The following is a 14,550-nucleotide window of genomic DNA, read 5'->3' as shown; positions in this document are numbered from 1 at the left end:
ATTAAAAAATAATGTGAGAGCGTTAATATTATTAGCATTAAAGACAATAGTTATACTTTTACACGTATATATTTGACTATTGAATAAGATCGAAAATACAGAGCCTCAAGCACCAAAAAAACGACAATATCGTTGGTTTCGCAGAACCTTACGCGTACTGCTAGGCATTCTTGTGTTCTTTTTTCTGGTCGTTCTTTTTGTTCGTAGCCCTTGGGGACAAGGTATTATTGTGGATAAAGCAGTCAGTTACGTCTCTGATAAAACAGGAACTAAAGTCGCCATAGAAAAACTTTTTATTACGTTTGATGGTGATATACAACTCGATGGTCTGTATCTCGAAGATAAAAAAGGGGACACTTTAGTCTATTCAAAATCATTGGAGGCTAACATGCCACTAATTAAAATCATAAGTGGTAATGGGATCGGAGTAGACGCTTTAGATTGGGATGGTTTGCGCGCTAACGTGATTAGAAAAGATAGTATTGAAGGTTACAATTTTCAATTTCTAATTGATGCTTTTGCTTCAGCGGATACGACAACCGTGGTAACAGACACCACTTCCACTCCACTTAATCTAGTTTTAGGCAACTTAAATTTCAACAATTTCGATATTGTTTTTGATGATGCGGTTGCAGGCATCGATTCTAGATTTAAAATTGGCAAGTTGAAGGCTAATATGAAAACCACCAATATTGAAGACATGATTTTTGATGCTTCAACGATTGAACTTAGCGAAGCCAATATTAAGTTTATTCAAAAACCAGTAGCGATTGACACCACAACTTCAGAGACTCCTTTACCAAAATTATCTTTTGAAACTATTGTATTAAACAATGTGGTTGCTTATTACGAATCGCAACCCGATCGTTTGATTGCAGATGTTGACATTTCGGAATTCTCAACAGAATCACCACTCATAAATTTAGCAGCTAGTGATTTCAATCTTAAAAACATCACGCTTAAAAATTCTAAAATCAGCTTAACCACAGACGCTGAAATTAATGGCTTAACGCAAAAAATTGAAGACGTTACAAACGAAGCCAAAACAGACATCACAACGTTTGAATGGCCACAACTAAAAATTAATATCGCGTCCATTGATTTTGAAAACAATCACATAAATTATAGCGTAGGTAACGCAAAACCTACAAAAGACATTTTCAACCCGAATGCGATCGCACTTTCAAATTTCACACTTCAAGCTAAAGACATTTCTTTAAAGGATAAAAAAGCGACACTAGATTTAGAGCAATTGAATTTTAATGAATTTTCAGGATTAAACCTTAATCAACTCGCTGTTAATTTCAACGCTACAGACCAAGATATGCGTTTGGATGATTTACAATTCAAATTAAATAACAATTCAATTTCAGGTGATGCGCATTTAGAGTATCAGTCACTTTCAAAATTAATAGAAACGCCTGAAACCACTAAAGTCAACTTAAATCTCCCTGCCTTCCAAATCTCATTGACAGAGATTTTCAAATTTCAACGTGATTTAAAAAATAACGAATACCTCAATAAATTAAGCAAAAAACTAGTTTTAGGAAACCTAAATGCTTCCGGAACTTTAGCATCGATTAATTTAAATAAAGCAGAACTGAATTGGGGAAGTTCAACAAAAATTTCTACTAAAGGAACGCTTCAAAACGTTACCAATCCCAAAACACTTCAATTTAATATCCCACAGTTTTCAGCAGTTACAAAACGATCTGATTTAATTCAGTTTGTAAATGAGGAAGATTTAGGAATTAGCTTTCCAAATGACGTGAAATTTGTGGCACAATTTAAAGGAAATCTTGACGACATTTCAACTAAAGCAAAACTCACCACCTCACAAGGTCTGGCATCAGTAGATGGTAATTTTAAAAATACCGATAACATTTCTTATGACGCGCTGTTAACTATTGAGGAATACAAGGTGAACGAATTACTTAACAATCCTCAACTTGGTGCTTTAAGTCTTACGTTAAAATCTAAAGGATCTGGCAGCACTATCAATACCTTAAATGCGGATTTAGAGGCTACTATTTCGGAATTTCAGCTTAATAACTATGCTATAAAAGATCTTAATATTAATGGAAATATAAAAGACGGATCCGGAACTATTAATTCAAAATACAAAGACGACAACCTAAATGCTAATCTAGAGGCCTTTGTTGTTTTAGACTCAATTTCCCCTGAAGCCAATGTAACATTAGATGTTATTGGTGCAAATTTACAAGCACTTGGTTTAATGAATCGCAATGTTAAAACTGCTATGCATTTAACGGCAGATTTTAAAGGTAATGGAGAACGTTACGATGCTAGTGCAACACTAGACAAAGGTGTTGTGGTTTATGACAATCGAAGTTATTTAATAGGAGATCTAAATGCAATCGCACATGTAGAAAAAGACACCACTTCGGTTACGATAAAAAATAAAATTATAGATCTCGATTTGCAATCAAATACAGATCCACAAACCTTTAGTAAGGCTTTAAAAAGACATGTGCTTAGCTATTTCTATAGAGAAACGGATAGGCCTGATTCTATTTCTGATTTTGTGAATTTAAACCTAAAAGGCAGAATTGCACAATCACCTTTACTTAACGATGTCTTTTTAGTTAACGCAAGAGATTTAGACACGATAAATATTGCTGTAGATTTCAATGAAAGAAGGCGTAAACTAAAAGCAAATATTACGGCTCCACACATTAATTATAGCGGCAACACTTTAGATAGTCTTGCATTTTCAATAGATACAGATAAGGATAATTTCAATTTTAATCTTGGCTTTAATAATGTGAATGCTGGTCCTTTAGATATTCCGAAAACCATCATAAAAGGAAAACAATCTGACCATGAATTATCACTAGACTTTTTAGGCTATCATGACGGTGAGAAATTAATGAATGTAAATACTAAACTCACAGGAGATCGTGAACGTTTAGTTTTTACTGTAAGTCCGGATAGTTTAATTCTGAATAAAGAAAAATGGACTATTCCTCAAAGTAATGAGATGGTTCTAACCGACAAAAAACTTGAGTTTAACGACTTCAAAATCACAAAGAACAATCAGTCCATAGAACTTACTGATAAATTAAATAACATCTCAAAAAAACATATTGCTATAGCTTTTGAAAATTTTGATATTAATGAAGTATTCAACTATTTAAACCCTACAACAGAATTAGCAAGCGGCAAATTAAATGGTGATTTTATTCTCGAAGATCCTTTTGAAAACACAGGAATCATTGCCGATTTAAACATTGAAGAATTCAACGCTCTTAAAACAGACTTAGGTACTTTAAGTATTAACGGTAAGTCGCTTGGAGCAGGCAGCTATGCGTTTAATGCAGGATTAAAAGGTGGTAATATTGATTTTGATCTCGTTGGCGATTATACGGTTACCAACACCGTTGCTAATTTAGATCTCGATTTTGATATCAATGAATTTAAAATGAAAGCACTCAACACGCTTTCTCTGGGAGAAATCAAAGAAACAGATGGTAGTTTTTCTGGAAATTTTAAAGTTACAGGCACCACTTCAGATCCGCAATACAATGGGTCTTTAACATTCAATAATGCAAGTTTTAATGTTGCCAAGCTCAACTCAAAATTTAGCATGGCTAATGAAAAACTGAACATTAACAATGCAGGACTTTCAATGACTGACTTCACCATTCACGATGAAAATAATAATGCATTGGTGCTTTCAGGGAATGTTGGCACTAAAAACTTTATTAATCCTACATTCGATTTAAGTGTTAAGGCCACAAATTTTCAGGTATTAAATGCTACAAAAGAAGATAATGAAGAATTTTACGGCAACGTTAGTTTCGATGCTAGTGCAAAGTTAACTGGCGATTTACAAATCCCTAAACTAGATGCCAAATTAACCTTAGGCTCCGATACAGATTTAACGTATGTAATGCCGTCTTCTGTTGCGAGTATTGAAGAACGCGATGGTGTGGTGATTTTTGTAAATCGTGAAAATCCGGATGCGATTCTAACCCAAACAGAAGAACAAACTGCAACGATTAAAGGTTTCGATATTTCTGCATTACTCAAAATTGGCAAAAATGCAGCAGTTACCGTTGTCATAGACGAAGAAACTGGCGACAATTTTAAAGCCTCAGGAGAAGGGGATTTTGTCTTTACGATGAATCCAAACGGTCGTATTACACTCACAGGTGCATATGAAATTCTAGATGGCCATTACGAGCTAAATTTATATAACTTAGTCAATAGAAAGTTCTTAATTGCAAGCGGAAGTCGCGTAACGTGGTCTGGAGATCCGTTGGATGCCAAATTAGACGTGCGTGCGATTTACAATTTAGAAACCTCTGCTTCTGGATTAATGGCATCACAAATTTCTGGATCAGACCCTTCAGTAAAAAGTAAATACAAGCAAGTTTTACCTTTTAATGTGTATCTTAATATTGATGGAGAATTGCTACAGCCTAAGATTTCCTTTGGTTTAGATATGCCAGAAGAAGAGCAAGGTGCCATCGGAGGTCAGGTTTACGGTAGAGTTCAACAAGTTAACCAGCAAGAAGGAGAACTTAATCGCCAGGTATTTTCACTTTTAGTGCTAAATCGTTTTTATCCAGATGCCGGCAGTGATGGTAGTGATGGTGGTTTTGCGACCATTGCAAGAGACAATTTAAATGATGCGGTTTCGGATCAGCTGAACGCGTTTTCAGATAAATTATTAGGGAAATCTGGTATTGAGCTCGACTTTGGACTTAACAGTTACACCGACTACCAAGGAGATGCACCAACAGACCGAACGCAATTAGATATTGCAGCGCAGAAAAAACTATTTAACGATCGGTTAACCGTTAGAGTTGGTAGCGAAGTCGATATTCAAGGCAGTAGCAGTACAGGTGAAGAAACGCCAATAATTGGTAACGTAAGTTTAGAATATACGCTTACAGAAGATGGCAGGTATCGCTTAAAAGGTTTTAGAAAAAGTGAATTTGAAAATGTTATAGACGGACAAACCATCGTCAGTGGTATCGGCTTAATTTTTACACAAGAATTTAACCAATTTAGCGAACTTTGGGATGCGATATTACGTTCCAAAAAAGAGGAAGATGAAACGAATGACGCAAAAAAAGAAGCGGCAAAGAAGGAACTTGAAGCTAAAGCAGAAACCACAGAAAAAAGCTTAGAACAGAAAAAGAATTGAATTTGAAACGGATTTTAAAACATAGTATCTACTTTATAGTCTTCGGAATGATTTTATACTCTTGCAGTATCACAAAATACATCCCTGAAGGAGAAAAATTATACACTGGTGCTAAAATTGAAATTGAGGCCGATTCTGCTGTTGAAAATATTAAAGCATTAAAATCAGATTTAGAAACCGTACTACGACCTGAACCTAATTCAAAATTTTTAGGAATGCGCTTAGGCTTATATTACTATTACAAATCTCAAAAAGACAACCCAGGTTTCATCAACAGATGGTTAAATAAAAAAATAGGAGAAAAACCTATTTATCAATCGGATATAAAAACATTTGAAATCGAAGATGTATTGATAAACCGGTTAGAAAACAAAGGTTTTTTTTATAGCTCAGCAGCATCTTCTATAGAAGAAAAAGAAACGGAAGCCTTTGTAAATTACAAAGTACAGGTTACAAAACCCTATACCGTAGCCAATTTCCAACTCGATTCTATGCCCTCACCAATATACGAGGACGTCAAAAATGTGACTCAAGATTCCCCTATTCATAAAAATATGCGTTTCGATCTATCTAATATGAAATTAGAGCGTCAGCGTATCGATGTAGAATTAAAGAAAAGAGGTTATTATAATCTTAACCCAGATTTTTTCATTTTTGAAGCAGACACCAATCAGTACGATAATAAACGTTTCGATTTATTCTTAAAACTAAAGGCTGAAGTTCCTCAAAAGGCAACCATTCCCTACCAAATTAAACAGCTTAACATATACCCAAACTACGATTTACAAGATTCTACCTATAGCGAAAAGCAGCGTTTCAAAGAAAAAAACTATTACCAAGACTCGCTTTTTATAAAGCCAAAATATCTCGATAAATATATTACGCTAAAAGAAGGAGATTTTTACGATCCGCAATCCTCAAAAAATACTGCAAGGCGCTTATCGACTATTGGCGCTTATAAATATGTAAATATTCAATATAAAGAAATAGACTCCTTACAAACCGATAGTTTGGGTACTCTCGAAGCTAATATTTACTTATCACCTTTAACTAAACGCGCAGTGCGAGCTGAGCTACAAGCCGTAACAAAATCTAACAATTTCACAGGGCCAAACTTAGCTTTAACCTATAGTAACCGGAATCTTTTTAAAGGAGGAGAGACTTTAAACATTAGTACCAATGTTGGTTATGAAACGCAGTTTGCGAGTGGTGATAATTCGGGTTTAAGCAGTTTAGAGTTGGGTTTAAAAGGCGAAGTGATTTTCCCTCGTGTGATATTCCCGATAACATTCAACGAAAATTTCTTTGAATATTCCATTCCGAAAACAAAAACAAGTCTCGGTGTTAATTATTTAAGTCGAAGTAAATTATACACGTTATTATCTGGTAGTGCGCTTTTTGGATATTCATGGAATGCTAACAAATATATCACCTATGAGTTTAATCCTATTTCGGTTAACTACACGCAACTCACAAAAACATCAACGGAATTTGAAGAGATATTAGACGACAATCCGTTTTTACAACAAAGTTTCGATCAGCAATTTATTTCCGGATTAACCTTTTCCTTCACCTATAACGAAATGGTAGATTCTAATGATCCGCATCAGTTTTATTTAAATACAACCTTAGATGTCGCAGGAAACTCCATTAGTTTATTTGGTAAAGATGGAGAACCAGATGAACCTAAAACATTCCTTGGACTCCAATATGCGCAATATGCAAAAGCGGACATGGATTTACGATTTCATCTCAACTTCGGAAAAAATAAGTCACAAACTATAGCAACCCGATTCTTCGCTGGCTACGGCTTACCTTATGGCAATTCTGATGTGATTCCTTACGTGAAACAATATTTCTCAGGCGGACCGTATAGCGTCAGAGCGTTTAGAATTCGCTCCTTAGGACCAGGAACCTATAGCGCAGAAGCCGATGAAGACAATAACAGTAGTACTTACTTTGACCAAACCGGAAACATTAGATTAGAAGCCAATGTGGAGTACCGTTTTCCAATATTTTCATTTTTTAAAGGAGCTATTTTCGCTGACGCTGGAAATGTTTGGAACTCAAAATCGAACCCATCTTTTGATAATGAAGAAGACAAATTTACATCCGACTTCATCAATCAATTGGGTATGGGAACAGGGATTGGTCTTCATATAGATGTGCAAGGGTTTGTCATTCGTTTCGATTTGGCAGCACCATTTCACGATCCTTCTCTACCAGAAGGTCAACGATGGGACTTTAAAGTCGATGAACCTGTGCTAAATTTCGCCATTGGGTATTCATTTTAAATGAAGTTGTAGCTGAAGTTGAACTCGAAATTGAAACTGAAACTGAAATTTTAAATTCACAGCTCATCTTGACTCACAACTCACAACTCACAACTCACGACTCACGGCTCTTGGCTCTTGGCTCTTGGCTCTTGGCTCTTGGCTCTTGGCTCTTGGCTCTTGGCTCTTAAAATAAATCCGTTTTCATTCCATTATCAAAATTTTAATACCTTTATTCAAAACTAAAAATAGACACAAATTATATATGAACAATAAAGAACAATTCATGAAAGAAGCTGTAAACGCAGCGCTAAAAGGAATGAACAACAATGAAGGCGGACCATTTGGCTGTGTCGTTGTTAAAGACGGAAAAATTGTAGGACGTGGAAATAACAAAGTTACCTCTACCAACGACCCAACAGCACATGCTGAAGTTACAGCGATTAGAGATGCTTGTAAAAACCTAGATTCTTTTCAACTAGATGGTTGCGAAATTTACACCTCTTGCGAGCCTTGCCCTATGTGTTTAGGTGCTATTTATTGGGCGAGACCAGACAAAGTATATTATGGAAGTAACCAAGTAGATGCTGCAAATATTGGCTTTGATGATGAATTTATTTACAAAGAAATTCCATTACCATACTCAGAACGCAGCATTCCTTTTGAGCAATTAGCTCGTGAGGTTGCATTAGAACCATTTCAAGAATGGACTAAGAAAATGGATAAGACTGAGTATTAGTTTTTTTTTATAGACGGAAGACGGATAAAGAAAACTAAAACGCTTTGTTTTATATGAAGTATAAAAAACAACATTGAATTTAACTTTGTTTATCAATTAGTTAGAATTCAGTCTTTGTTCTTGACTCTATCAGCGCAGCGGTCTTTCGGCTTTTATGAGACAACAATGATTGATTACAGAAAACACAGTATATGATCACCTTCATCCTAAATAACAAAACCATTAAAACATCGGAGCATTCCGGAACCACTTTATTGGATTTTGTACGTTACCAACAACGCTTAACAGGCACCAAAATTGGTTGTCGTGAAGGCGATTGTGGTGCTTGCACACTTTTGGTCGGTACACTAAACGACGATACGATGGAGTACCAAAGTATCACCTCATGTATTTCACCATTAGGAAACGCACATGGCAAACATATTGTAACGGTTGAAGGCACCAATCTAAAAGACAAACTCACCACAGCTCAAGAAGCCATGAAAGCAAATTACGCGACCCAATGCGGATTTTGCACACCTGGTTTTGTGGTAGCCTTAACTGGTTTTGCATTATCGAATTCTGAAAACAATTACAGCAATGCCATTGACGCTATTAGTGGAAACATTTGTAGATGTACAGGTTATAAAGCCATTGAAAAAGCGGCACATCAAGTGGTTGAAAAACTAGAGCATCAAGAAAAAAATTCTTTTAAATGGTTAATTGACAATGGATTTATTCCAGAATATTTCGAAAGCATTCCACAACGTTTAAAAGATATTGAAGGAAAGTATATAAATCAACCCAAAGGAAAATATGTTTCTGGCGGAACGGACTTATACGTCCAGAAAGCAGATCATTTAGCAGATAACGACGTACACCTAATTGCTGAGAAAGATTATTTAAAAGGCATTTCAATTGAAAACGGAATTTGCACCATCGGAACCAACTCTACCGTTTCTGATTTATGGAATCACACAGAGTTAAATAGCATTTTACCCAATTTAAGAAAACATTTAAAATTGGTCTCTTCAGAACAAATTAGAAACATGGCTTCTTTGGGTGGAAACATAGCCAATGCTTCGCCTATTGGAGATATGACTATATTTTTCTTAGCACTCAATAGTGATCTTACGATCACCAATGAAAAAGACGAAGAGCGTAGTGTTGCACTAAATAACTTTTATCAAGGGTATAAAACTTACGACTTAAACGATCGTGAACTTTTAAAAACAATAAGCTTTAAATTACCAACAGCGCAGTCCTTTTTCAATTTTGAAAAAGTTTGTAAACGCACCCATTTGGATATTGCAAGCGTCAATTCTGCTATACATTTATCAATTGAAAATGACACCATTTCAGAAGCTCATGTATCTCTTGGCGGTGTTGCTGCAATTCCGAAGTATTTACACGATACCTCAGCATTTTTAACAGGAAAACCACTGACTTCCGAAACGATATTAGAAGCTAATGAGATACTTCAAAAGGAAATCACTCCAATTAGCGATGTTCGCGGAACTAGTGATTATAAGCGTTTGCTCGCAAGACAATTGTTTTTCGCGCATTTTACGGAGTTGTTCCCCAATCATTTCACCTTAAACGATTTTGTTCAACATGCATAAAAACAAATCAAATAAAGTCTTAGACACTAAGTTAGACGCCGTTTCTCTGTCATTAAAGCAAAGCATTAAAAACTTAGATTCATATACGCATGTTCGTGGTGAATCCTTGTATGTTGATGATGTTAATATTAGACAAGGTACATTTCACGCCGTGGTTTTTGACTCACCAAAAGCACACGGAAAAATAAAACATATCGATTATTCTAAAGCAGAAGCTTTGGAAGGTGTCGAACGTATTTTTACCTACAAAGATGTTCCTGGCGAAAATGAAATTGGAGGCATCATCGCAGACGAACCTTTATTTGCAGAAGACGAGGTTCATTTTTGGGGCATGCCAATTGCTTTAATTGTTGCCGAATCGGAATTTATCGCAAGAAAAGCAAGAGGTTTAATCGAGATTGAAATTGAAGATTTACCAGTCATCACCACAGCAAAAGAAGCCAAAGCAAAAGGTAGTTTTATTAACGCACCACGCTCTTTTAGTTTAGGTGATACCGAAAAAGTATTTACAGAATGTGACTATGTTTTTGAAGGTGAAACCTTTTCCAACGGTCAAGAACATTTATACATTGAAGCACAAGGCGCTTACGCCGAACCAATGGAAAATGGCAATATAAAAATCACTTCATCTACGCAAGGTCCAACGGCTGTACAAAAAACGATTGCAAAAGTTTTAGGCATTGCAATGCATAAAATTGAAGTCGATGTGACACGTCTTGGTGGTGGATTTGGTGGAAAAGAAGACCAAGCCACACCTTGGGCAGTTATGGTTGCTTTGGCAACGCATCACCTAAGCCAATCGGTAAAATTGATACTGAATCGTCATGACGATTTACGCATGACAGGAAAGCGTCATCCTTACGAAAGCACCTATAAAATTGGCTTATCCAAAGACCTAAAAATTCTAGCCTACCAAACGGAATTTTTACAAAATTCTGGTGCTGCTGCAGATTTATCTCCTGCCATTGCTGAGCGTACCTTATTTCATGCCACCAATAGTTATTACGTACCAAACGTGACCACAAAAGTATTGAGTTGTAAAACCAACTTACCACCAAATACAGCCTTTAGAGGTTTTGGTGGACCACAAGGTATGTTTGTGATTGAGTCTGCTATTGCCAAAGCAGCTTCTGAAATTGGGGTTTCAGCTATAAAAATTCAAGAAGTTAATTTGTTAGATGAAAATGACACATTTTCGTACGGACAAATTGCTAAAAAAGTAGAAGCCAAAAACACATGGCATTCTGCTAAAAGCATATTTAGCAGTGACGCCTTAGAACAAGAAGTTGCTGATTTCAACAAAAACAATACAGCCTTCAAGAAAGGGCTTTCGTTTATGCCAATTACCTTTGGTATATCGTTTACCAACACACCAATGAATCATGCACGTGCTTTGGTTCATATTTATTTAGATGGCAGTGTTGGCATAAGCACAGCGGCTGTAGAAATGGGTCAAGGTGTGAATACCAAAATGATGCAGATTGCTGCGGATGTATTTTCGATTCCTATTGATAAAATCAAAATAGAAACCACCAATACTACGCGTGTGGCTAATACGTCGCCTTCTGCTGCGAGTTCTACGGCAGATTTAAATGGAAAAGCAACTCTAATGGCTTGTAATGCTTTAGTAGAACGCCTAAAACTAGTGGCTTCAGAAGATTTAAATGTGTCAGAAAAAGACATTACTTTAAAGGATGAATCTGTCTTTATAAATGATAAACCATCCGAATTATCTTGGACAGAACTCATCAGTAGTGCCATGCTCAAACGTGTCGCTTTAACTGAAAACACCCATTACGCCACACCAGAGATTCACTTTGATAAAACCAAAGAAAAAGGACATCCTTTTGCCTATCACGTATACGGAACAGCCATCACAACGGTGACTGTAGATTGTACGCGTGGCACTTACGAATTTGACTCCGTTAAAATCGTGCACGATTACGGAAAAAGTATGAGTGAAGGCATCGATTTAGGTCAAGTAGAAGGTGCTTTAATACAAGGTATCGGTTGGATGACCATGGAAGAAATTGCCTATAATGATGATGGTAAATTGTTATCGAATGCGCTATCAACCTATAAAGTGCCTGATATATTTTCTGTACCAAAATGTGTGGAAGTGATTCCTGTAGAAACTGAAGGCAATGACATGGCGATTTTAAAATCTAAAGCCGTTGGTGAGCCACCATTAATGTATGGCATTGGTACTTATTTTGCGCTTCAAAATGCGATAAAGGCTTTTAATTCTAATTATGATTTAGAATTTCATGCACCGATGACACCTGAGAAGGTTTTGATGGGGTTGTATGAAAATAAAAAATGAACAAAGAACACCCCCTAAAGTCCCCTCAAGGGGACATTTCAAAAAATAAACATTGGTACTATTGTCCCCTTGAGGGGACTTTAGGGGTGTAAATAATCACAATAAATAAACGCCTTATCGCTCTACATTACAAAAAACAAAACATCCTTAAAGGTGCACTAATTTACAGTGCAGGTGATACTATTGCTGCACTTTTACTTGGTGAATTCGTCTGGTATCGCTTACTAGGCATGATGTTTATTGGTGCTACTTTTTATGCGTTTGAAATCCCGAATTATTTTGATTGGATTGTGAAAACGACACAGTTTAGAAAAGGGACTAAAGCCACATTAAGTAAAACTATTTTAGCAATAGCCTATTTTAACCCCTTATGGATTGCCCGACATTTACTGTTTATTAAATTATTTTCAGGTCAGGTTGAAGCTATTGGTTTTAATCTTTTAGAGATTGCGTTTTGGTCATTTCTAGTGAATATTCCTATTTCCTTTATGGCAAATTATATTATTCAAAATCGATTCCGACAGAAATGGAGGTTTCTTGGATCTGCCGTTTTCTCTGCTTTAATGGCGATTTATTATGCTTTGAGTGAGACTATTTTTTCTTGACCAATTCCTGCAAACGCAGGAATCTCATTAATGAGAAGAAAATTACTATTGTACATATCCTGTAAGGTTTTTAAAACCTGACAGGTATAAAAGCTAATTAACAGTCGCAAATTTTTAAAATCACATCAGGATAACAGCCGAACAAATAGATTATATGTTCTTGCTTACCAGACCTGCTAGGTTTGAAAAACCTGCGAGGTCTACTATTTCAAATAAGACCTCACCATACTAACACAAATGAGATTGTGTGATGCGGAACATCTACTTACCAGACCTGTCAGGTTTTTAAAACCTTACAGGACTAATTCAGTGTTTCTAAATTTACTTTTGTGAGAATCCTATATTTCTCTATTGAATAATGCGTCAAAACAGCCTCCAATAAATAATCTCTAACAACAAGAATGAGGTGCTTGTTTTCATTAGTTTCATAATTAGGAATCAATCTTTCTGCTGACAAATACAAGCCTTCACCTTTCAATTCCAACTTGCCTAATTCATCAATAATAAGATACTGCGATTCATTTTTTGAAGCAACAGCTAGTAAATAAGTATTCGCTTTTTCAAAAGCCGATTTTAAAAACTTAAAGTTTCCAATTTCAATGATGGATTCAGTTTCGAGTTCAGTTTCAAGTTCAAATTCATTCTTAGATTTTACTTCCAGAAAATAGCGCTTTCCTTGGGCATTATCCGGACACAATAATCCATCAACATCATCACGGTTTTTACACCACTCTAATAAAGCTGTTGTTTTTCCTGTTCGTACAGCACCTCTGAGGATATATATCATTCTGAAGGCACTTTAAAATGAATACAATTAGAAATGCTATTCGCCATAAAATATTGGAATCTCGTGTAGCCTTTTAAATGTTTTGTGTCTTTCCATGTGAATGCAATGATTTGACGGAAATACGGAAACAAGTCCATCGCATTCGCAATATCCTCTTGATATTTGGATTCTTTTTTTCGAAGATATTTCTGAACCACTTTCAACAAAAAAGGGCCAATTACTAGATACCAAAGCATTAAAATGAAGAAACTTCGCAAGACGATATAAATGGCTTTTTGCCACCCAAAAAGAGGACCTCCAAATATTGAAAAGGCTAAAACCATAACCGCAACAGTGCTTAACCACACCCAAATGACTTTCGTTTTAAAAGCTACTTTTTTGGTTTTCTTATCGCGTTTATTCGTTTCAAGATGAAGATAAAAATCAGTTTCTTTTTTATTCGAAATAATCTTAATCGTATTTTTAATAAAAATCCCTGCTAAAATTCCACAAATACCATAAACCAAAAGATAGGTGGTGACTAAAACTGATGTTGTAGACGTTTCTGAAACAAAATTTAATTTTTTCTGAACCCAAGCACCATAAATATCAATGGCTTCCCAGAGGTTTGTTCCGTAAACAATGGTTAGTATTAATAATTTTTGAAGGGCCGATTCTAAAAAGGTCACCATTCCTAAAACCATTATCGTAGCTCCTTTCCATGAGAAATTAGAAAATAAAATCGCGCCCAAAACCGCTTGAAAACTCACAGCAACATAAGCTCCGAATGGAGAATATGGACTCACTGCCATTTTTATAATTAAGACAATGACCAATGCTTTTAAGATGGCTTGCCATTTATTTTCGGCATAATAGGCAATTAAACTAATGAGTAAAATGGACACTCCACCAACAATTAACCCTGTAAATGGTGAGTTAAATACGTGTAAAAAACCGCCTAAACCGGACTCGTTTAGAGCCCAAAGTGCTGTTAGTTTTTCTATAATGGACTTGTTGTTTTTCATGCTACTTCCCGTAAAAACGGGAATCTTTTTTAAATTTCGTTT

Annotated in this window: 8 protein-coding genes; 6 read left to right on the top strand and 2 right to left on the bottom strand. The window is 35.8% G+C overall.

All coding sequences use genetic code 11. The features are described from left to right. Nucleotides 1–79: 79 nt before the first annotated feature. From HM984_RS02230 to HM984_RS02205, 6 genes are all read left to right on the top strand, one after another. Nucleotides 80–5,176 carry a translocation/assembly module TamB domain-containing protein gene (locus tag HM984_RS02230; protein WP_179347948.1) on the top strand — a complete coding sequence of 1,699 codons (5,097 nt, stop codon included), beginning with the start codon at nucleotides 80–82 and terminating at the stop codon, nucleotides 5,174–5,176. A 2-nt stretch (nucleotides 5,177–5,178) separates the two neighbouring features. Further along, nucleotides 5,179–7,470: a translocation and assembly module lipoprotein TamL gene (tamL, locus tag HM984_RS02225; RefSeq protein ID WP_442712700.1), complete on the top strand. Its 2,292-nt coding sequence runs from the start codon at nucleotides 5,179–5,181 to the stop codon at nucleotides 7,468–7,470. A 244-nt stretch (nucleotides 7,471–7,714) separates the two neighbouring features. Beyond that, nucleotides 7,715–8,188: a nucleoside deaminase gene (locus HM984_RS02220; RefSeq protein ID WP_115807929.1), complete on the top strand. Its 474-nt coding sequence runs from the start codon at nucleotides 7,715–7,717 to the stop codon at nucleotides 8,186–8,188. Nucleotides 8,189–8,379: 191 nt separating this feature from the next. Continuing rightward, nucleotides 8,380–9,789 (top strand): FAD binding domain-containing protein, encoded by a 1,410-nt coding sequence (locus HM984_RS02215; RefSeq protein WP_179347947.1) that lies wholly within the window; start codon nucleotides 8,380–8,382, stop codon nucleotides 9,787–9,789. Next, nucleotides 9,782–12,112: a xanthine dehydrogenase molybdopterin binding subunit gene (locus HM984_RS02210; protein WP_179347946.1), complete on the top strand. Its 2,331-nt coding sequence runs from the start codon at nucleotides 9,782–9,784 to the stop codon at nucleotides 12,110–12,112. The genes HM984_RS02215 and HM984_RS02210 overlap by 8 nt, the downstream gene beginning before the upstream one ends. A 230-nt stretch (nucleotides 12,113–12,342) precedes the next feature. Continuing rightward, on the top strand, nucleotides 12,343–12,717 hold the full coding sequence (locus tag HM984_RS02205) for a hypothetical protein (RefSeq protein ID WP_218845001.1): 375 nt from the start codon (nucleotides 12,343–12,345) through the stop codon (nucleotides 12,715–12,717). A 301-nt stretch (nucleotides 12,718–13,018) separates the two neighbouring features. On the opposite strand, the gene HM984_RS02200 is transcribed toward HM984_RS02205, so the two are convergent. Next, complete coding sequence (locus tag HM984_RS02200) at nucleotides 13,019–13,504, bottom strand: nucleoside-triphosphatase (protein ID WP_179347945.1); 486 nt, start codon at nucleotides 13,502–13,504, stop codon at nucleotides 13,019–13,021. Then, nucleotides 13,501–14,508 carry a hypothetical protein gene (locus tag HM984_RS02195; protein ID WP_179347944.1) on the bottom strand — a complete coding sequence of 336 codons (1,008 nt, stop codon included), beginning with the start codon at nucleotides 14,506–14,508 and terminating at the stop codon, nucleotides 13,501–13,503. The genes HM984_RS02200 and HM984_RS02195 overlap by 4 nt, the downstream gene beginning before the upstream one ends. Between the last annotated feature and the right edge of the window lie 42 nt (nucleotides 14,509–14,550).

Origin of the sequence: Winogradskyella pacifica (genome assembly GCF_013403915.1) — a bacterium.
In the GTDB taxonomy this organism is placed as follows: domain Bacteria; phylum Bacteroidota; class Bacteroidia; order Flavobacteriales; family Flavobacteriaceae; genus Winogradskyella; species Winogradskyella pacifica.
The sequence above is the reverse complement of the archived record's forward strand: the minus strand, read 5'-3'. Positions and strand labels throughout refer to the sequence as shown.

Coding starts and splice junctions, on each gene's coding strand:
- HM984_RS02220 (WP_115807929.1), top strand. CDS start 7,715: ATGAACAATAAAGAACAATTCATGAAAGAAGCTGTAAACGCAGCGCTA.
- HM984_RS02215 (WP_179347947.1), top strand. CDS start 8,380: ATGATCACCTTCATCCTAAATAACAAAACCATTAAAACATCGGAGCAT.
- HM984_RS02210 (WP_179347946.1), top strand. CDS start 9,782: ATGCATAAAAACAAATCAAATAAAGTCTTAGACACTAAGTTAGACGCC.
- HM984_RS02205 (WP_218845001.1), top strand. CDS start 12,343: ATGATGTTTATTGGTGCTACTTTTTATGCGTTTGAAATCCCGAATTAT.
- HM984_RS02200 (WP_179347945.1), bottom strand. CDS start 13,504: ATGATATATATCCTCAGAGGTGCTGTACGAACAGGAAAAACAACAGCT.
- HM984_RS02195 (WP_179347944.1), bottom strand. CDS start 14,508: ATGAAAAACAACAAGTCCATTATAGAAAAACTAACAGCACTTTGGGCT.